The organism is Devosia lacusdianchii, assembly GCF_022429625.1.
Classification (GTDB): domain Bacteria; phylum Pseudomonadota; class Alphaproteobacteria; order Rhizobiales; family Devosiaceae; genus Devosia; species Devosia lacusdianchii.
The window spans coordinates 3,152,447-3,172,452 of the sequence record NZ_CP092483.1 but is presented as its reverse complement, the minus strand read 5'-3'; the positions used below and the strand labels follow the sequence as shown (position 1 = coordinate 3,172,452).

Sequence of the window (20,006 nt, the reverse complement as noted above, 5' to 3'; positions counted from 1 at the left end):
CGGCTACCAGAAGCGCGGCGGACGACGGAGGTCAAGCGTCAGCGGGAACTCGTCCGCAGGCTTTTCCTCGCGCAGGCTGAAGCCGCCGGTCGAATAGTTCTGGGGAACAAAACGGGCGAGGCGCCGGGCTTCGGCCTCGTTGCCGTTGACCGGGAAGGTCTCGTAATTGCGGCCGCCGGGATGGGCGACGTGGTAGACACAGCCGCCAACCGGGCGCTGAGTCCAACGATCGTAGATATCGAAGACCAGCGGCGTGTTGACGGGCAGCGTTGGATGCAGGCCCGACGCGGGTTGCCAAGCCTTGTAGCGTACGCCGGCGACGGCGGTGCCGGCCTGATCGGTCGTTCGCAGCGGCACCGGACGCTGATTGCAGGTCACGGCGTAGCGTTCGGGATTGATGCCTTCGAGCTTGACTTGGAGGCGTTCGACGGAGCTATCGACGAACCGCACAGTGCCGCCAATGGCGCCCTGTTCGCCCATGACGTGCCAAGGCTCGAGTGCCTGGCGCAGCTCAAGACGCACGCCGTCATATTCAACTTCGCCGCAGAACGGGAAGCGGAATTCGAGCTGGGCCGTGAACCAGGCGGGGTCGACCTTGAAGCCGTGGCGGTCGAGATCGCCGACGACGTCGAGGAAGTCCTGCCAGACATAATGCGGCAGCATGAAACGATCATGCAGCGTCGTGCCCCACCGCGCGAAGCTGCCTTCTGCGGGATCGGCCCAGTAGCGGGCAATCAGAGCGCGGATGAGAACCTGTTGCGCGAGCGACATGCGGGCATTAGGCGGCATTTCGAAGCCGCGGAACTCAACCAGACCCAAACGGCCAGTTGGACCATCGGGAGAGTAGAGCTTGTCGATGCAGATTTCGGAGCGGTGGGTATTGCCGGTGACGTCGACGAGCAGATTGCGGAACAGGCGATCGACCAGCCACGGCAGCGGCGCCGGCTGACCCGACTGCGGGTGCGGCACCTGGGCCATGGCGATTTCGAGTTCGTAGAGGCTGTCGTGGCGGGCCTCGTCGAAGCGGGGTGCTTGGCTGGTCGGCCCGATGAACAGGCCCGAAAACAGATAGCTCATCGCGGGGTGGCGCTGCCAGTGCAGCACCAGCGACTTGAGCAGGTCGGGCCGGCGCAGGAACGGACTGTCATGCGGCGTGGCGCCGCCGACCACGACGTGATTGCCACCGCCGGTGCCGGTATGGCGACCGTCGATCATGAACTTGTCGGCGCCGAGGCGCGACAGGCGGGCTTCTTCGTAGATCGCCGTGGTGGTGGCGACGCAATCGTCCCAGCTCGATGCCGGGTGAATATTGACCTCGATGACTCCAGGATCGGGCGCGACGCGAATGACGTTGAGACGCGGATCGTGCGGCGGGGCATAGCCCTCAAGATGAACCGGCTGGCCGATCTCCTTAGCGGCCGCCTCGGTGGCGGCGACGAGTTCGAGATAGTCTTCCAGCTTTTCCACCGGCGGCAGGAACACACATAGGCGGTGATCGCGGATTTCGGCGGTCACGGCGGTGCGCACCTCACCTTCAATCTCGCTGATTTCCTGCTCGGTCCGGTCCTGTTGCTCGCTGGCGGCAGTGAAGGACGAGGTGGCCTGCGCCCGCGGATCAGCCTCGAGACCGGTCTTCTGGCGGACGAGGATTTCCTCCGGATCGGGCAGAGGACCGCGCGGTGCACCGGGGTCCATCGCCACGACATGGGGGTATTCGGTCGGCTTGATGTGCTTGAGCGAACTCAGCGGCAGGCGATAGCCGGCGGGGCTGTCGCCGGGCGCGAGAAAGAGCTTACCGCGACGGGTCTTCCATTTCTCGGTGAGCCAGGGGCTCGACGCGGCGGCGTTCCAACGTTGCACCGGAAGCACGTAGCCGGTGGGATTGGTCAGGCCACGCTCGAACACCTTGGCGATGCGGGAGCGAGCTTCGGGATCGGCCAATTCGGAATTGGCGGGGTCGACGTTTTCCGGAAGATTGGCCTCCTTGAGCAGCCACTCGCCGGGGTCCTCGTAGGCCTCGGCGATCGTTTCGCCCGTCAGGCCCAGATTGCGAGAGAAGGCTGCAAGAAAATCGCGAGCATGCTGGTGGCTTGCTGCCGTCTTGACGCCTTCGCGGGCGATCAGCTTTTCGTCGGTCCAGACCGGTTTGCCGTCGAGTCGCCAGTAGAGCGAGAAGGTCCAGCGCGGCAGGGTTTCGCCGGGATACCACTTGCCTTGGCCGTAATGCAGCATCCCATTGGGCGCAAAACGCTCGCGCAGACGGCGGATCAGGTCGTCCGCCAGCACGCGCTTGGTCGGGCCGACAGCGCCGGTATTCCACTCGTCGGCTTCGAAATCATCAATGGAAACAAAGGTCGGCTCGCCACCCATGGTCAGGCGAACGTCGTTTTCGGCGAGCACCTTGTCGACCTGCTTGCCGAGCGCGTTGAGCTCGTCCCAGCTAGCATCGGAGAACGGCCTGGTGATGCGCGGATGCTCGGCAACGCGATCCACCCGCATATCGAAGGCGAAGTCGACCTCGGCGTAGGAAGCAAAGCCGGAGATCGGCGCGGCGTTGCGGAAATGCGGAGTCGCTGCCAACGGCACGTGGCTTTCGCCGGTCAGCAGGCCCGAGGTGGGATCGAGGCCGACCCAGCCGGCGCCAGGAAGATAGACTTCGCACCAGGCGTGGAGATCGGTGAAATCGTGGTCGGTGCCGGCGGGGCCGTCGAGCGAGACGAGATCGGGCTTGAGCTGAATCAGGTACCCGGAGACGAAGCGGGCGGCAAAGCCGAGATTGCGCAGGGTTTGCACCAGCAGCCAGCTGGAGTCGCGGCAGGAGCCCTTCGCGTTCCCCAGGGTTTCCTCGGGTGTCCAGACACCGGTCTCCATTCGAACGATATAGGCGATGTGCTGCTGGATGGAGGCGTTGATAGCGGTGACGAAATTCACAGTGTTGACCGGTGATCTGTCGATGCCGTCGAGGAATTTCTGCAGCAAGGGACCAACAGGTTCGGGCTGCATGTAGATGGAGAGATCGGCGCGGATATCCTCGGGATACTCGAACGGGAAGGTTTCGGCGCTTTCTTCAACGAAGAAGTCGAAGGGGTTGTAGACCGTCATGTCGGCGACGAGGTCGACCTCGATCTTGAGCTCGGTCACCGGCTCGGGGAAGACGAAGCGCGTCAGGAAATTGCCATAAGGGTCCTGCTGCACGTTGACGAAGTGCAGCGAGGGCGAAACCTTGAGCGAATAGCTCAGCACCTTGGTCTTGGAATGCGGCGCCGGTTGCAGACGGATGATCTGGGGCTGCAGATAGACCGGCCGGTCATATTTGTAGTGTGTCAGATGATAGACGGCGGCTTTGATCGACATGCGTTCAGGTCGCTCGCTTCAGGCCACGAATTTGACTTCCCGATAAAGAGCTTAGCGGGGATTGCAGGCGGCGGCTAGGCGGATGAACTCGATCGTCACCCTCGGGCTTGACCCGAGGGGTCTGTACTTACCGAGGGTGCAGCAAGTGTAGAGCCCTCGGGTCAAGACCGAGCGTGACGATCAGTGGGTGGGAAGGCCCCGGCGGCTATGCAACAACCTCCCCCGGGGGCGGAGGGGCGAGAAAGGGTCACACCATCGCGTCGATGGCTTGGCGCTGCCGCAGCATTTCCAGAAAAATCCGGTAGTCCTTGTCGAACTGGGCGCGTGCGGCGGGGTCGGGCGCGCGTTCGCGGCCGCCTTGTCGCATGGCGACGCAGGCAGCATCGAGGCTGGGGTGGAGGCCGGCAGCGGTGGCGGCGACCATAGCCATGCCGAGGAGGGTCGCGTCCTTGGCCGAGGACTCGACCACCGTGCAGCCGGTGGCATCGGCGTAGAGCCCCATCAGCACGGCATTCTTGGTGTGGCCGCCCGTGACGTGCAGTGTATCGATGGCGTAGCCGAGGGTGTTGAGGGTTTCGAGGATGTGGCGAACGCCCAGCGCGATCGAGACGCAGGTGCGCCAATAGAGGCGACAGAGGGAGTCGAAATCGCTGTCGAGCGTCAGGCCGGAGATGACGCCCAGAGCAAAAGGATCGCCGAGCGGGGAGCGATTGCCGTGAAAATCGGGCAGGACGTGGAGGCGGTCGGCCAGTGCCAGACCTTCCTGCGTCCGCAATTCCAGAATGCGGGCAGCGATGGCGCGATGCATCTCGGGTGTCGGATCGCCACCGGCGCCGTGCCAGCGAATGATGTGATCGAGCAGGGCGCCGGTGGCCGACTGGCCCCCTTCGTTGAGCCATGCGCCGGGAATGACGGCGCCGAAGTACGGGCCCCACACGCCCGATGTCGGGCGTTCCTCGGCGGAGAGTGCCATGACACAGCTCGACGTGCCGGCGATGAGGGCGAGGTGCCGGTCGATGGTGCCAACGTCGCTGGTAAAGGCGCCGAGCACCCCCAGCGCGCCGGCATGGGCATCGATCAGGCCAGCGCCGACATGGCATTGGGTGGTGAGGCCCAGTTCGTCCGCGGCCTCTTTGGTCAGGACGCCAAGGTCGGCGCCGACGGGGCTGGCCACGTTCGGCAGGGCGGCCTTGTCGATGAGGTCATCGAGCCCGACCCGCGCCAGGAAGTCGGCCTGCCAGCCGGGCATGGTATGGGCGAGGTAGGTCCATTTGCAGGTGAGCGTCGATTGCGAGCGGGCCAGCGAGCCGGTGGCTTTCCACGACAGGAAGTCCGCCAGGTCGAACATCATGCCGGCGCGACCCCAACTCCTGGGCATGCGGCGCTTGAGCCACATGAGCTTGGGCACTTCCATTTCCGGCGACATGACGCCCCCGGCATAATTGAGTACGGCGTGCCCGGTCCGGGTGCATTCGTCGGCTTCGGCAAGGGCGCGGTGATCGAGCCAGACCAGGGTATCCCAGCGGTCCTCGCCATTGGTGGAAACCGTCACCGGCTGGCCGTTGCTATCGCGCACGACCAGCGAGCAGGTGGCGTCGAAACCGAGGCCGACAACCTGCTCGGGCCGGGCGCCGGCAAAAGTCATGGCGTCGCGCACGGCGGTGCAGACGGCCTGCCAGATTTGCCCGCTATCGTGCTCGGCGTGATTGGCGTCGGTTCGGTTCATCGCGATCGGATGCTCGGCGCGACCCAGCAGCGCTCCTTGCGGCGTCAACACTCCCGCCCGGGCACTCCCCGTGCCAACATCCACTGCCACGAGGAGGCTTTGCGTCAAACCTAGAGCGCCTTCTTATCCGTTCGCGGCGACCTTACTAGATCGGGCAAGGCGTGCATATCGTCGAAAATGCAATCGGGTTCGAGCGTTTCGATGGCGGCGCGCAGGCCGCTCGCGGCGACGTGGCTGCCGCCAAGATAGCCGAAAACCGCCATGCCGGCGCGCCTTGCCGCTGTGATGCCGGCAGGGCTGTCTTCGATGACGAGACAGCGGTTGGGTGCGACCCGCATGGCCTCCGCGGCATAGAGAAACAAGTCGGGCGCCGGCTTGCCGTTCTCGACCATGCTTGCCGAATAGATTCGGTCCCCGAACCAGGGCAGGAGGCCGGTGAGTTCGAGGCTGAGGCGGATGCGCTCGGGTGCGGACGAGGACGCCACGCAGAAGGGCGTTTCGAGCTGCGCCAGTATTTCGGGCAGGCCGGGACTGGCACGCAGCTCCTTGCTGTAAAGAGCATAGAGGTCGCCGCGCATGGCCTTGAGGGCAGAGTCGCCGAGCGGCATGCCATGGCTGTCAATGAGGCTGGCCGAGACCGAGGCGAGCGAGCGGCCGAGATAGTCGCGATAGGCGGTTTCGGCGGAGACCTCGATGCCCTGGGCGGCGATGGCCGCAAGCAGGACGCGCATGGCCAGGGGCTCGCTATCGACCAGGACGCCATCGCAATCGAAGATGATGAGGTTTGGGGTCATCGCCGTTGGGCTTGGCGGGCCACTGCCCAAGCCATGGCTACAAACTATCCGCCAGATACCGTTCCAGCGTCGCCTTGGTGCCGATGGACCATAGTGTCGTCAGCGCGTGGGTGAAGGCAATGATGAAGGTCTGGTTGCGGGCGAGGTCGCCATAAATGTCGACCATGGCCAGCCAGGCCTTGGGCTCGTCCTTGGCGAGTTTTGATTGGGCGGTGAGACGGTCCCAGCTTGGATCGTTGGGCTCGATCACGGCACCGGAATCCGTCGTGCCGTAGCAATAGCGACACCAGAGCGCCGAGACGAGGGCGAGGCCGGTGACGGATTGGCCAGACGTGACCCGATCGAGCGCCGACGGGATAATGAATTTGGGCTGGCGGTTAGAGCCGTCGAGGGCAAGGCGTCTGACGGTGTCGCCGATCTTGGGATTGGCGAAGCGGCGCTGGCAGAGGGCGAAATAGTCGTCGAGATTGGTATCGGGCACGGGGGGCACGACGGGGATGATCTCGTCGTTCTCGACCTTGGTGAGGAAGGCGGCGACGAGCGGGTGCTGCATGGCCTCGTGGACGAAATGGATATCCATCAGCCCCGCCGGATAGGCGATGGTGGCGTGGCCGCCATTGAGAATGCGGATCTTCATGTGCTCGTAGGGCGCGACGTCCTTGACGAATTGCACGCCGACGTTTTCCAGCGCCGGCCGGCCGGCGGGGAAATTGTCTTCGAGCACCCATTGCTTGAAGCTCTCGCAGAAGACCGGCCAATTGTCTTCAATGCCAAAATTGTCGGCGAGCAGGGTGATCTCGCGTGGCGAGGTGGCCGGGGTGATGCGGTCGACCATGCCGTTGGGGAAGGCGACGTTGTCAGTGACCCATTGGGCCAGGGCCGGGTCAACAAGATTGGCGAGGCCGATGACGGCGTTTTGCGTCACGTGGCCGTTGCCGGGGATATTGTCGCAGCTCATGACGGTGAAGGGCAAGATGCCGGCGGCGCGGCGCGCGATGAGGCCGGCGAGGATGAGGCCGAAGGCCGTTCTGGGCGCCGCCATATGGGCGGCGTCGAAGGCGATGTCGGGGTGACCAGGATCGAATTTCTGGCTGGCGGGATCGATGTAGTAGCCGCCCTCGGTAATGGTCAGCGAGACGATGCGGATGGCGGGGTCGGACAGGCGGGCGATGACCGTGGCCGCGTCGCCGGGGCGCAGGTAGTCGATCATGGCACCGGTGACGCGGGCGCTCGACGCGTCGGCTTCCTGCTCGACCACGGTGGTTAGCCAATCCTGCGCCATCAACTTCTGGCGCATGGCTTCGTCGGCATCGCGGACGCCGGCGCCGACAAGGGCCCAGTCATGACCGGCGCCGGTGGCGAACAGATCGTCCAGGTAGACGGCCTGATGAGCGCGATGGAAGTTGCCGACGCCGAAATGGACGATCCCGGCGGTGAGGGCGCTTCGGTCGTAGGCGGGAACGGAGGCGGTGGTGATGGAGTCGAGAGCCTGGGCCGAGAGCTTGGTGGTCATGGTGTTAGTCCTTAACGCGCGCCCATGAGACCTCATGGTGAGCCTGTCGAACCACGAGTCGGGTTCGCTGAAACTTGTCTGCCACGACCTCGCCCTTCGACAGGCTCAGGGTGAGGTCTACTCCATGTATCGCGCCTAAATCGCCTTGCCTGCCGCATCGAACTTGTAGATGCGAGTCTGGTCGGGTGAGAGGTAGACGTCGTCGCCGTGATTGAAGGTCTGGTCGCCATCGGTGCGGATGGTCATCAGGCCCAGACCCTCGACATGCACGTGCAGGAAGGTGTCGGAGCCGAGCTGCTCGGCGACGCCGACCTTGCCCTTCCAGGCGCCGGCGGCGTTCTCGCGGCTGAGCTTGAAGTGCTCGGGGCGGACGCCGATCGAGTGGGCGTTGTACTTGGCTGCTTCCGGGCCATCGATGAAGTTCATCTTCGGCGAGCCGATGAAGCCGGCGACAAAGCGGTTGGCGGGTTTCTTGTAGAGGTCGAGCGGGGAGCCGAACTGCTCCACATTGCCGGCATTGAGCACCACGATGCGGTCGGCCATGGTCATGGCCTCGACCTGGTCGTGGGTGACGTAGATCATGGTGGTCTTGAGCTGCTGGTGCAGTTCGGTGATCTCGAGCCGCATGTTGACGCGCAGGGCGGCGTCGAGGTTCGACAAGGGTTCGTCGAACAGGAAGGCCTTGGGCTCGCGCACGATGGCGCGGCCGATGGCGACGCGCTGGCGCTGGCCGCCCGACAGAGCGCGCGGGCGGCGGTCGAGATAGGAGGTGAGGTTGAGCGTGCGCGCGGCATACTCGACCTTCTGGTCGATCAACTCCTTGGGCGCTTTTGCCATCTTGAGGGGGAAGGCGATGTTGTCGCGCACCGTCATGTGCGGATAGAGCGCATAGGACTGGAACACCATGGCGAGGCCGCGACGGGCGGGCGGCGCCTTGGTCATGTCTTCGCCATCGAGCAGAATGGTGCCCGATGTGGTGTCCTCGAGCCCGGCGATCAGGCGCAGCAGGGTTGACTTGCCGCAGCCAGAGGGGCCGACGAAGACAACGAACTCGCCGTCTTTGATGTCGAGCGAAATGTCCGGGATGATATGGACCTCGCCGAAGGACTTCTTGACGTTCTGGAGGGAGATGGAGCCCATTTTCTAGTCCTTCTGCTTAAGCGTGGCAGGATGGTTCGGTGCCCACCGGGCGGCACCTCCCCCTTGATGAGGGAGGGTGGGAGGGGGTGGGAGAGCCCCGATATGGGAGCCACCCCCCACCCTTGATCCCTCCCCACAAAGGGGGAGGGTCTCGACTGATATATTCGTGGCCATCATTTCACGGCCCCGAAGGTCAAACCACGCACCAACTGCTTCTGGCTGAACCAGCCCATGAGCAGGATGGGGGCGATCGCCAGCAGCGAGGCGGCGGAGAGCTTGGCGAGGAAGAGACCCTGCGGGCTCGAGAAGGATGAAATAAAGGCGGTGAGCGTGCCGGCGCGGCCCGAGGTCAGCGTGATGGTCCAGAAGGCTTCGTTCCAGGCCAGGATGACGTTGAGCAGCAGCGTCGAGGCTATGCCGGGCACGGCCATCGGCACGAGGACGTGAGTGATCTCGTTCCAGAGCTCGGCGCCATCCATGCGGGCGGCTTCGAGGATGTCGACGGGGATTTCCTTGAAGTAGGTATAGAGCATCCAGATGATGATCGGCAGGTTGATCAGCGTCATGATCAGCGTCAGGCCATGCACGGTGTCGAGCAGGCGTAGGTCGCGGAAGATCAGGTAGATCGGGATGAGCACGCCGACGGCGGGCATCATCTTGGTGGAGAGCATCCACATCAGGATGTCCTTGGTCTTTTTCGATGGCGCGAAGGCCATGGACCAGGCGGCGGGAATGGCGATGACGAGGCCGAGCAGGGTCGAGCCCACCGAGACGATGATCGAATTGATGGCGTGCTTGAAGTAGTCGGACCGGTCCTGCACCGCCGAGAAGTTCTCGAGCGTGAAATTCTGCGGGAAGAAGGTCGGCGTATTGGCGATGGCCTCGGACTCGGTCTTGAAGGCCGTGAGGAGCACCCAGAGGATGGGGGAGAAGAGGATCAACGCGACAAGCCAGGCAGCGATGGTGAAGCCGAGTTTGGTGCCAGTGGAAACGTTGCGTGCCATGGTCAGCTCCTGACGCCGGAAAGAGGCGCAGCCACACCTCTCCCTTTGGGGGAGAGGTCGGAGCGCAGCGACGGGTGAGGGGGCCTTACCCGCCCACCGAGTTCGAGAAAGGCCCCCTCACCCGACCCAAGAGGGTCGACCTCTCCCCCAAAGGGAGAGGTGAAGATGGGCAGCCCGCAGTCTTGAGAAAGGTCACGCATCCAAGTTCTTCCCCACTGCGCGCATCAGGAAGAATGCGACGATGTTGGCGATGATGACGGCGACCACGCCACCGGCCGAACCGGCGCCGATGTCGTTGGAGAGGATGCCGGTGCGGAAGACGAGGAAGGCGATGTTGGTGGAGGCATAGCCGGGGCCGCCTCCAGTGGTGACGCGGATTTCCGCGAAGATGCCGAGCAGGAAGATGGTCTGGATCAGGATGACTATGGTCACCGATCGGGCCATGTGCGGCAGGATGATGTAGTAGAAGCGGTTGACGGCATTGGCGCCATCCATCTCGGCCGCCTCACGCTGCTCCTCGGAGAGCGACTGCAGGGCGGTGAGGAAAATCAGGGTGGCAAAGGGCAGCCACTGCCAGGCGACGATGACGATGACCGAGAACAACGGATACTGGTTGAACCAGTCGACCGGCTGCAGCCCAAACGCCTTCCACAGGTGCCCGAGCATGCCGTAGCCGGGATGCATGAAGCCATTCTTCCAGATCAGCGCCGCGACCGGCGGCATGACGAAGAAGGGTGAGATGACGATGATGCGAAGGATGCCCTGGCCCCAGATGGGCTGGTCGATCAGCAGTGCCAGGAAAATGCCACCGACGACAGTGATGAGCAGAACCCCGCCGACCAGGATCAGCGTATTGATCAGGGATTGGGTGAAGCTCGGATCGCCGATGACGTAGAGGTAGTTCCCCCAGCCGGCGAAGCCGGTCATCATCGGATTGATGAGGCTGTAGTTCTGGAACGAGAACCACAGGGTCATTACCAGCGGCACGATCATCCAGACCAGCAGCACGATCACAGCAGGCGCCATCATGACGCGGGCGAGGGTGCGGGTTTGTGCAGTAGCCATCGTCGTTCTCCCCAACCATCCCGGTTGGTCCGGGCTAATTTCGTCGGTCACTCCCGCGAGGGCGGGAAACGTCCCGTTAGTTTCGAACCGCCCGGTCTCCAGAGGGGACCTTCAACCGGGCGGCTCTTCCTCGGGAGAGGAGACTACTTGATGTAGCCGGCGCGGGTCATGTCGCGCGTAGTGGCGTCCTGGGCCTGGGCCAGAGCGTCATCGGCCGACATCTGGCCGGCAAGCGCCGCCGAGAAGAGCTGGCCGACATTGGTCGCGATACCAGCAAATTCCGGGATGGCGACGAACTGCACGCCGGTATAGGGCACCGGCTTCACCGACGGCTGGGTCGGGTCAGCGGCGTAGATCGAGCCCATGGTCATTTCGGCGAAGGGCGCGGCTGCCTGGTATTCGGCATTCTCATAGAGCGAGATGCGCGTGCCAGGAGGCACATTGGCCCAGCCGTCCTGTGCGGCAACGGTTTCGAGATAGGCCTTGTTGGTTGCCCAGTTGATGAACTTGGCTGCCGCATCCTGGTTCTGCGAACTGGCGGGAATGGCGAGCGACCAGGCCCAGAGCCAGTTGCCACGCTTGCCGAGGCCGGTATCTGGCGCCAGGGCAAAACCGACCTTGTCGGCGACGGTGGAGTCCGTCGGGTTGGTCACGAAAGACGCGGCAACTGTGGCGTCGATCCACATGCCGCACTTGCCCTGCTGAAACAGGGTCAGGTTCTCGTTGAAGCCGTTGGAGGAGGCGCCGGCCGGACCGGCATCGGCCATCAGGCTGAGATAGGTGTCGAGTGTGGCCTTCCACTCGGGTTGATCGAACTGGGGCTTCCAGGTTTCGTCGAACCAGCGGGCGCCGAAGGAGTTGGACATGGCGGTGAGGAAGGCCATGTTCTCGCCCCAGCCGGCCTTGCCGCGCAGGCAGATGCCGTTGATGTCAGCGGCGCGATCGGTCATGGCGCGGGCGGCTTCGCCGATGAACTCCCAGGTGGGAGCTTCCGGCATGGTGAGGCCGGCCTTTTCCATCAGGTCCGTGCGGTACATGATGAAGGAGCTCTCGCCATAGAAGGGCGCTGCGTAGAGCTTGCCTTCGTAAGAGAGGCCATCGCGGATCGGGGGCAGTAGGTCATCGACATCGTAGGCGGCGTCGCTGGTGAGGGCGTCTAGCGGGACGAGCCAGCCCTGCTTGGCCCAGATCGGAGCCTCATAGGTGCCGATCGTCATCACGTCGTACTGGCCGCCATTGGTAGCGATGTCGGTAGTGACGTTCTGGCGCAGGGTGTTTTCTTCGAGCACGACCCAGTTGAGAGCGATGCCGGTTTCTTCGGTGAATGCGGGGGACAGGCCCTGCATGCGAACCATATCGCCATTGTTGACGGTGGCGATGGTGAGCGTCTGTGCCGAGGCGGAAGACGCCAACGCCACGGTGAATGCGCCCACGAGAATGGGTGTCAGTTTCATCAATATACCTCCCAGTATCCGGAACGGGCATTTGTCCCGGTGATGGGCAAATACTCACAACTCATGCGGCAGAGTCAAGCGTGCCATGCGCCCGCCGATTGACGTGCGCACCGCAGCGCTGTGGGTATTTCCCGGATTATTGTAGCTATTGCAGCCGTTTACGGCAGATCGAGTAGGCCTTCGGCGGTTTTTTCGTCAGTGATCAATCCGTTGACCAATCGGCGGTTCAGCGTAGCTTTGATGCCGGGCAATTTTCTCTTGCCCATAGCGATTGCTATGACGAGAGAGCGTTCGCGAGATGGAATCGGGGCTGAGGCGACACGGTCATTTGTGAGGCCTTCGACCATCTTTCCGTCGATGTCGAAGCTCCAGCCGCAAATCTCGCCAACGGCGCCCGCCTTTTGCAGTGCCTTGAGCTCGGCGTCGGTGATGAAGCCATCCAGATAGAGAGGGGCTTCGGGGCCGATATCGCCCACGCCGACAAAGGTGACGTCGGCCTGGGCAGTGAGCGCGAGGGTTTCGCGGATCATAGGCTGCGCGTGCAGCAATTCGCGCTCGCGGGCCGACGAGGCGATGACGGGCAGGGGCATGGGAAAGCTGCGCGCCTTGACCGTGTCAGCGACGTTGAAGATGACGTTGTAATAGGCCGCAGAGCCGTCTGGCGCGATATTGCCCGTGAGCGAAACCACCTTGTGATGCGGGCACTCCATGGGCATGAGCTGCTCGACCGCCGCCTTCAGCGTGCGGCCGGTACCAATGGCCATGACGATGGGGTCGGGGCGCTTGAGCCAGCGTTCGATCTCGGCTGCTGTAGCCTCGGCCACGCCGATGGTGGTCGATTCACTGGTGGGGTCGGACGGTACGACCTCGACCAGGTCGAGCGCAAAACGCGTCTTGAGACGGCTTGCCAGATCCATGCAGCGGCCGATCGGGTGATCGAGGCGTACCTTGATCAGCCCCTCGCTGACGGAAAGAGAAACCAGGCGCTGGGCCGACTGGCGCGAAATGCCAAGCTTGGTCGCGATCTCTTCCTGCGTATTGCCGGCCACGTAGTAGAGCCAGCCCGCGCGGGCTGCGTCGTCCAGCCGATTGGAGGAGCTGTCGAGTCTCTGCACCATTATCCATCCCACATTGCGGCGGGATTATTCGGCCATGCCGCGCCGGGCCGCAAGGCGTTTGTGGAGATCAGGTCCGTGAGACTGGCCGCAGGGCGAGTTGGCTGACGGCTACCCTGATGTCGCGTTCGGTATCCTTGAGGTGAACGCGCATCGCTTCGGCGGCAGCACGGCCATTGCCGTCCTTGATGCAATCGAGAATGCGCTGATGCGCCGCGATGGTGTCGTGCAGGGTATGGCCGCGCTGCTCATGACCGCGTCGGCTGATGAAGAATCCCTCGCGCAGAGGTTGCGCCATGGCCTCGAACAGAAAGCCGAGCACGCGGTTGCCGCTGGCCAGCGCCACGGCTTCATGAAAGCCCACATCGTGGGTGTGAAAGGCCAATTCCTGCTCGGGCGTCATCGCCGCGCCAGGCTCGCCGACCGTGTCGCGCATGCCCTGGAGCTTGCTCTCGATGGCGGCAATGCCGGCACGCGTGGCGCGCTTGGCGGCCAAGGTGGCCGACTGCACTTCGAGCGACAAGCGGACCTCGATGAGATCGAACAGCCCCTTGGGATCGTATCGGATGACCGAGGTGAGGAAATCGGCGAAGGCGGCGCCGTCGGGTTCGCGGACCACCGCCTTGCGGCCGCGGGCGATGACCAGCAGTCCGCGACCCTCCAGCAGCTTGACCGCCTCGCGAATGGTCAACCGGCTGACGTCGTAGCGCGCGGCAAGTTCCGCCTCGCTGGGCAGGCTCGAACCGGGTGCCAGTTCGCGCAGGACCATTTGCGCCAGATGGTCCGCCACAGTGCCGGCGGCAGTGGGTTGATCTGGCCGTGAATCGGCGTCCGAGATGCTCAAGTCCCCTCCAAGGTATCAGATACCTTTTGCATATAGTCCGACCTATTGTGTTTCGTTTGAACGAAATTCTGCTCGGACAGTGTCATGATATCGTCGAGAGACTGTGATCGCAATCGCCGTGAAACATGCCCATGATTAATATTCGACTGTCGAAAAAAATAACGACAGGGTGGGGAATCGGCTTTACAGGGGTATCTGATTATCCTAGGTTCCGCCGCATGGGCTTGGGAGGGCCCTGGCGGCAAGGCCGCCGTTTTAGGAGGACTTTCATGCAGCGCAGTACGGCCGGGCACCGCAGGGTGTTCGCTCGGCATATTCTGTCGTCCGCGTGGTGCTGTGGGTTGCTCGCAATCCAGGCTCCGGCGCAGCACCTGCATGCTCAGTCGGCCTCTCCCATGACGACCATCCAAAGCTTCTGAACTCGAAAGACAAAAGGGAGTCGAGACGTGAAGATTTTCAAGACGCTTGCCACCGTGCTGGCTGTCGGCGCCATGGCGCTGACTGCTTCCACCGCGGTCTTCGCCCAGGACAAGGGCCAGATCGGCATTGCCATGCCGACGCAGTCCTCGCTGCGCTGGATCTCTGATGGCAATGAGCTCAAGACGGCTCTCGAAGCCAAGGGCTACACCGTCGACCTGCAATACGCAGAAGACGACATCCCGAACCAGCTCGCCCAGATCGAAAACATGGTTACCAAGGGCGTCAAGGCTCTCGTGGTTGCTTCGATCGACGGCACCACGCTGTCGGCCGTGCTGCAGCAGGCTGCCGACGCCGGTATCAAGGTCATCGCTTATGACCGCCTGATCCGCGACACCGCCAATGTCGACCTCTACACCACCTTCGACAATTTCCAGGTGGGCGTGCTCCAGGCCAACTCGATCCTCAAGGGTCTTGGCTATCCGGAGAAGGCCGGCCCGTTCAATATCGAGCTGTTCGGCGGCTCGCCAGACGATAACAACGCCTTCTTCTTCTACGATGGCGCCATGAGCGTCTTCCAGCCGCTGATCGACAAGGGCGACCTGGTCGTGAAGTCCGGCCAGATGGGCATGGATACCGTCGGTACGCTGCGTTGGGACGGTGCTGTCGCACAGGCCCGCATGGACAATATCCTCTCCGCCAACTACTCGGACGGCTCGCGCGTCGACGCCGTTCTGGCTCCCTATGACGGCCTGTCGCGCGGTATCATCTCGTCGCTCCGCGGCGTTGGTTATGGCTCGGCCGACCTGCCATGGCCTGTCATCTCGGGCCAGGATGCCGAAGCACCGTCCGTCAAGGCGATCATCGCCGGCGAACAGTATTCGACCATCTACAAGGACACCCGCGAACTGGCCAAGACCACTGCCGACCTCGTCGACACGCTGGTTTCGGGCGGTACGCCTGAGGGCCTCGACACCACCACCTATGACAATGGCGTCAAGGTCGTGCCGTCGATCCTGCTGACCCCGTACGAAGTCGACGCTTCCAACTACCAGGCCCTCGTCATCGACTCCGGCTACCTGAAGCCGGAAGACATCCAGTAAGCCTCGCTCTTCAAGCAAAAGGCTCCGCGGTGACGCGGGGCCTATCTTGTTGAATAGATGACTGATTTCGCAATAATCGAAATCGAAAAACAATCGATGCACGTACCTCAAATTTCTTGCGGAAGTTCATTGTCTGTCCTATTCTCCCGGCGTTGGCTTGGGAGGGCCAAGGCGCAAAGCCGCCGACTGGAGAGTTCAAGCAGACGATCCGCTGGTGCCGTTTGGTATCGCTCGATGATTGCCGTTTCGTGTCGGCAAGGCGGGCGTTGCTTTCCTGCGTCCCTATTCAAGCCCGCATAACATTGTAAGGGAGATACGAATGAACATCCTTAAATCGCTCGCCGCGGTCGCTGTGACCAGCGGGCTCATCCTGGGTTCGGCGAGCCTGGTTTCGGCGCAGGACAAGGGCATTATCGGCATTGCCATGCCGGAACAGACCACGCTGCGCTGGAATTCGGATGGTGCCGAGCTCAAGGCCGCGCTGGAAGCCAAGGGTTACACGGTCGACCTGCAATATGCCGGCGACGATATCCCGAACCAGCTGGCGCAGATCGAGAATATGGTCACCAAGGGTTCCAAGGCCCTGGTCATCGCCGCGCTGGATGGCACGACGCTGAGCGCTGCGCTGCAGCAGGCTGCCGATGCCGGCATCAAGGTCTTTGCCTATGACCGGCTGATCCGCGACACGGCCAATGTCGATTATTACACTACCTTCGACAACTTCCAGGTCGGCGTGCTGCAGGCCAATTCGATCATCAAGGGGCTTGGCGGCCAGGACGGCGGTGGCCTGACCGGTGGTCCGTTCAATATCGAACTCTTCGGCGGCTCGCCTGACGATAACAATGCCTTCTTCTTCTACGACGGCGCCATGAGCGTGCTGCAGCCGCTGATCGACTCCGGCGTGCTGGTGGTGAAGTCCGGCCAGATGGGCATGGACAAGGTCGGTACGCTGAAGTGGGACGGCGCCACGGCGCAGGCCCGCATGGATAACCTGCTGTCGGCCAATTATTCGGACGGTGCAGTGGTCAATGCGGTGCTGTCGCCCAATGACGGTGTTGCCCGCGGTATCCTGTCGTCGCTGCGCGGCGTCGGTTACGGCTCGGGTGGCCTGGCATGGCCGATCATCTCGGGTCAGGATGCCGAAATCCCCTCGATCAAGGCGATCATTGCCGGCGAGCAGTATTCGACCGTCTACAAGGACACTCGTGAGCTTGCACGCGTCACCGCCGACCTGGTCGACACTGTGCTGGGTGGTGGTACGCCGGCCGATCTCGACACCACGACCTATGACAATGGGGTCAAAGTCGTTCCGTCGGTTCTGCTGACGCCCTACGAAGTCGACGCCACCAACTACAAAGAGCTGGTGGTGGATTCCGGCTATATCAAGGAGGCCGACTTGCAGTAATTTACTGCTACGAGCTCGGGTTTCGCAAACATGCGGAACCCACCGCGATCCGGGCCGGCCGAGTTCACTGTTGCCAAGGCAGCGAAGGTGGCCACCAAGGCGAGAAAAGCATGAGCAATACAATTCTGGAGATGCGCGGCATCACCAAGACTTTCCCCGGCGTGAAGGCGTTGTCTGACGTCAACCTCGACGTGCGCGAGGCGGAAATCCACGCCATCGTCGGCGAGAACGGGGCCGGTAAGTCCACCCTGATGAAGGTGCTGAGCGGGGTCTATCCGTCGGGCAGCTATGACGGGCAGATCATCTACAAGGGCGAAGAGCAGCACTTCAAGTCGATCCGTGACAGCGAGCACAAGGGCATCGTCATCATTCACCAAGAGCTGGCGCTGGTGCCGCTGCTGTCGATTGCCGAGAATATCTTCCTGGGCAATGAGCAGGCCAAGGGCGGCGTCATCGACTGGGATGAGACCCGTGACGGCGCGCGCAAGCTGCTCGGCATGGTGGGCCTGACCGAGGACCCCAATACGCTGGTGACCAATATCGGCGTCGGCAAGCAGCAACTGGTGGAAATCGCCAAGGCGCTCTCCAAGGAGGTGAAGCTCCTCATTCTTGACGAGCCGACCGCCTCGTTGTCGGAAAAGGACAGCGCGGCGCTGCTCGACCTGCTGATGGAGTTCCGCAAGCAGGGCATTACCTCGATCCTGATCAGCCACAAGCTGAACGAGATATCGAAAGTTGCCGATCGCATCACCGTCATCCGTGACGGGCGCAGCATCGAGACGCTGAACAAGGAAGACATCACCGAAGACCGCATCATCACGCTGATGGTGGGCCGGTCGCTGGATGACCGCTATCCGAGCCGTGTGCCTGATATTGGCGAGGTGGTGTTCGAGGTCAAGAACTGGAGCGTCTACCACCCGCAGCATCGCGAAAGACAAGTGATCAAGAATATCGGCATCACCATTCGCAAGGGTGAAGTGGTCGGCATTGCCGGGCTGATGGGCTCGGGCCGCACCGAATTCGCCATGAGCGTCTTCGGCAAATCCTATGGCCAGAAGATCACTGGCGAGGTGTATCTCCACGGCAAGCAGGTCGATACGTCTTCCGTGGAGAAGGCGGTGGCGCATGGCCTGGCCTATGCCACCGAGGACCGCAAAACCTACGGCCTCAACCTCATCGATCACATCAAGCACAATACGACGATCGCCAACCTCGCCGGCATTTCGAAGGTCGGGGTGATCGATGATCTGGCCGAGATGGACGTTGCCAATGAGTATCGCAAGAAGACCAATATCCGCTCATCGAGCGTCTATCAGGTCACCGGCAATCTCTCTGGCGGCAACCAGCAGAAGGTCGTGCTCAGCAAGTGGCTGTTCTCGAACCCTGACGTGCTGATCCTCGACGAGCCGACGCGCGGCATCGATGTCGGCGCCAAGTACGAAATCTACACCATCATCAACCAGCTGGCGGCGCAGGGCAAAGCCATCCTCGTCATCTCCTCGGAGATGCCGGAGCTGCTGGGGATTACCGACCGCGTCTATGTAATGAACGAAGGCCGCATCGTTGGCGAAATGCCGACAGCCGAGGCCAGCCAGGAAAAGATCATGCGGGCCATCGTCCGCGCTGAAGGGAAGGCATCATGACCACCGAAACCGCCCAGCCGGGCATTCCAGCGACCGGTGAACAGGTCAAGAACCAGGAACTCACCATCTGGGGCGCGCTCCAGGCCAATATGCGCGATTACGGCCTGCTGCTGGCGCTGATCCTGATCATGCTGTTCTTCCAGTATTTCACCGCCGGCGTGCTGTTCAAGCCGGTCAATCTGACCAACATCATCCTGCAGAACAGCTACATCATCGTGATGGCACTGGGCATGCTGCTGGTCATTGTTGCCGGCCATATCGATCTTTCGGTCGGTTCGGTGTCCGGCTTTGTGGGCGCGCTGGCGGCCATGCTGATGGTGGGCTGGCGCTTTCCGCCCGAATTCGCGTTCCTGGCCAATCCATTCGTAGCCGGTGCGATCTGTATCGTGGTCGGCGCGGCGATCGGGGCGGCGCAGGGCTATCTCATCGCCTATCACAAAATCCCGTCCTTCATCGTGACCCTGGCCGGCATGCTGATCTTCAAAGGCCTGTCGCTCGCGGTCCTGGCCGGTAAGTCGGTCGGCCCGTTCCCGGCCGAGTTCCAGCTGCTGTCGGCAGGCTTCATCCCCGATCTGATCGGACCGACGACGCTGGTTGCCGCCAGCGAGGGCGTACAGCCGTTGGTTCTGCACACGACAACCATGGTGCTGGCCATTATCGCCGTCGTAGCCATGGTGTTCTTCTCCATCCGCAGCCGCGCCCGCCGCAAGGCCCGCGGCTATGAGAGCGAACCCTTCGGGCTGTTCGTGGCCAAGAACCTGGTCATCGCGGCCCTGGTCCTGTTCTTTGCCTACATGCTGGCATCCTATCGCGGCCTGCCGAACGTGCTGGTGGTGATGGGCATCCTGATCGCGCTCTTCGTGTTCATCACCAAGCGCATGACCTTCGGCCGCCGCATCTATGCGCTGGGCGGCAACCTCAAGGCGGCTGCCCTGTCAGGCATCAAGACCGAGCGGCTGACCTTCTATGTCTTCGCCATCATGGGCGCGCTGGCCGCTTTGGCCGGCATGATCTATGCCGCCCGCCTCAACTCGGCGACGCCGAAAGCCGGGCAGGGCCTCGAGCTCGACGTGATTGCGGCCGTGTTTATCGGCGGCGCTTCGGCACTGGGTGGTGTCGGCGCTGTGGCTGGTGCGGTGATCGGTGCTTTCATCATGGGCGTGATGAACAACGGCATGTCGATCATGGGCGTCAACATCGACTGGCAGCAGATGATCAAGGGCGTGGTGCTGCTCGCAGCCGTGTTCTTCGATCTCTACAACAAGAACCGCTCGTCGTAAGGCGCCGGTTTCTGGAAATGACGAAGCCGCCGGGGCGACCTGGCGGCTTTTGCTCGATGTTTCGAGCCTTCGGGCGGCCGGGAACACCCCGCCGTATCTTATATGTAGAGCGCAAGGGGCTTGCTTCAAGACCCCGGTCATCCCGTAAA

Annotated in this window: 14 protein-coding genes; 4 read left to right on the top strand and 10 right to left on the bottom strand. The window is 62.6% G+C overall.

The features are described 5' to 3' along the window. Positions 1-3: 3 nt before the first annotated feature. The 10 genes from MF606_RS15660 to MF606_RS15615 all read right to left on the bottom strand — a co-directional run bounded on the left by MF606_RS15660 (position 4) and on the right by MF606_RS15615 (position 14,009). Complete coding sequence (locus tag MF606_RS15660; RefSeq protein ID WP_240230279.1) at positions 4-3,354, bottom strand: transglutaminase family protein; 3,351 nt, start codon at positions 3,352-3,354, stop codon at positions 4-6. Positions 3,355-3,601: 247 nt separating this feature from the next. Next, positions 3,602-5,188 (bottom strand): FGGY-family carbohydrate kinase, encoded by a 1,587-nt coding sequence (locus tag MF606_RS15655; RefSeq protein ID WP_240230278.1) that lies wholly within the window; start codon positions 5,186-5,188, stop codon positions 3,602-3,604. Positions 5,189-5,190: 2 nt separating this feature from the next. Then, positions 5,191-5,874 (bottom strand): HAD family hydrolase, encoded by a 684-nt coding sequence (locus MF606_RS15650; protein ID WP_240230277.1) that lies wholly within the window; start codon positions 5,872-5,874, stop codon positions 5,191-5,193. 37 nt (positions 5,875-5,911) lie between these two features. After that, on the bottom strand, positions 5,912-7,387 hold the full coding sequence (locus MF606_RS15645) for a mannitol dehydrogenase family protein (protein WP_240230276.1): 1,476 nt from the start codon (positions 7,385-7,387) through the stop codon (positions 5,912-5,914). A gap of 135 nt (positions 7,388-7,522) precedes the next feature. Continuing rightward, a complete protein-coding gene (locus MF606_RS15640) occupies positions 7,523-8,527 on the bottom strand; it encodes an ABC transporter ATP-binding protein (protein ID WP_240230275.1) in 1,005 nt (334 codons plus the stop codon). Between the two features lie 173 nt (positions 8,528-8,700). Further along, positions 8,701-9,531: a carbohydrate ABC transporter permease gene (locus MF606_RS15635; RefSeq protein WP_240230274.1), complete on the bottom strand. Its 831-nt coding sequence runs from the start codon at positions 9,529-9,531 to the stop codon at positions 8,701-8,703. 192 nt (positions 9,532-9,723) lie between these two features. After that, positions 9,724-10,596 carry a carbohydrate ABC transporter permease gene (locus tag MF606_RS15630; RefSeq protein WP_240230273.1) on the bottom strand — a complete coding sequence of 291 codons (873 nt, stop codon included), beginning with the start codon at positions 10,594-10,596 and terminating at the stop codon, positions 9,724-9,726. A 143-nt stretch (positions 10,597-10,739) separates the two neighbouring features. Beyond that, positions 10,740-12,050: an ABC transporter substrate-binding protein gene (locus MF606_RS15625; RefSeq protein WP_240230272.1), complete on the bottom strand. Its 1,311-nt coding sequence runs from the start codon at positions 12,048-12,050 to the stop codon at positions 10,740-10,742. A 158-nt stretch (positions 12,051-12,208) separates the two neighbouring features. Next, positions 12,209-13,168, bottom strand: a complete 960-nt coding sequence (locus tag MF606_RS15620; protein WP_240230271.1) for a sugar-binding transcriptional regulator — start codon at positions 13,166-13,168, stop codon at positions 12,209-12,211. A 67-nt stretch (positions 13,169-13,235) separates the two neighbouring features. Then, positions 13,236-14,009 carry a FadR/GntR family transcriptional regulator gene (locus MF606_RS15615; protein ID WP_240230270.1) on the bottom strand — a complete coding sequence of 258 codons (774 nt, stop codon included), beginning with the start codon at positions 14,007-14,009 and terminating at the stop codon, positions 13,236-13,238. A 446-nt stretch (positions 14,010-14,455) separates the two neighbouring features. Here MF606_RS15615 and chvE (MF606_RS15610) point away from each other — a divergent pair, with 446 nt between their 5' ends. From chvE (MF606_RS15610) to mmsB, 4 genes are all read left to right on the top strand, one after another. Beyond that, a complete protein-coding gene (gene chvE / locus MF606_RS15610) occupies positions 14,456-15,529 on the top strand; it encodes a multiple monosaccharide ABC transporter substrate-binding protein (protein WP_275693092.1) in 1,074 nt (357 codons plus the stop codon). Between the two features lie 319 nt (positions 15,530-15,848). Beyond that, positions 15,849-16,934 (top strand): multiple monosaccharide ABC transporter substrate-binding protein, encoded by a 1,086-nt coding sequence (gene chvE / locus MF606_RS15605; protein WP_240230269.1) that lies wholly within the window; start codon positions 15,849-15,851, stop codon positions 16,932-16,934. Between the two features lie 110 nt (positions 16,935-17,044). Then, a complete protein-coding gene (gene mmsA, locus MF606_RS15600) occupies positions 17,045-18,577 on the top strand; it encodes a multiple monosaccharide ABC transporter ATP-binding protein (RefSeq protein ID WP_240230268.1) in 1,533 nt (510 codons plus the stop codon). Continuing rightward, positions 18,574-19,857, top strand: coding sequence for a multiple monosaccharide ABC transporter permease (mmsB, locus tag MF606_RS15595; protein ID WP_240230267.1), 1,284 nt, complete (start codon positions 18,574-18,576; stop codon positions 19,855-19,857). The genes mmsA and mmsB overlap by 4 nt, the downstream gene beginning before the upstream one ends. The last annotated feature ends 149 nt before the right edge of the window (positions 19,858-20,006 follow it).

Coding starts and splice junctions, on each gene's coding strand:
- MF606_RS15660 (WP_240230279.1), bottom strand. CDS start 3,354: ATGTCGATCAAAGCCGCCGTCTATCATCTGACACACTACAAATATGAC.
- MF606_RS15650 (WP_240230277.1), bottom strand. CDS start 5,874: ATGACCCCAAACCTCATCATCTTCGATTGCGATGGCGTCCTGGTCGAT.
- MF606_RS15645 (WP_240230276.1), bottom strand. CDS start 7,387: ATGACCACCAAGCTCTCGGCCCAGGCTCTCGACTCCATCACCACCGCC.
- MF606_RS15640 (WP_240230275.1), bottom strand. CDS start 8,527: ATGGGCTCCATCTCCCTCCAGAACGTCAAGAAGTCCTTCGGCGAGGTC.
- MF606_RS15635 (WP_240230274.1), bottom strand. CDS start 9,531: ATGGCACGCAACGTTTCCACTGGCACCAAACTCGGCTTCACCATCGCT.
- MF606_RS15630 (WP_240230273.1), bottom strand. CDS start 10,596: ATGGCTACTGCACAAACCCGCACCCTCGCCCGCGTCATGATGGCGCCT.
- MF606_RS15625 (WP_240230272.1), bottom strand. CDS start 12,050: ATGAAACTGACACCCATTCTCGTGGGCGCATTCACCGTGGCGTTGGCG.
- MF606_RS15620 (WP_240230271.1), bottom strand. CDS start 13,168: ATGGTGCAGAGACTCGACAGCTCCTCCAATCGGCTGGACGACGCAGCC.
- chvE (WP_240230269.1), top strand. CDS start 15,849: ATGAACATCCTTAAATCGCTCGCCGCGGTCGCTGTGACCAGCGGGCTC.
- mmsA (WP_240230268.1), top strand. CDS start 17,045: ATGAGCAATACAATTCTGGAGATGCGCGGCATCACCAAGACTTTCCCC.
- mmsB (WP_240230267.1), top strand. CDS start 18,574: ATGACCACCGAAACCGCCCAGCCGGGCATTCCAGCGACCGGTGAACAG.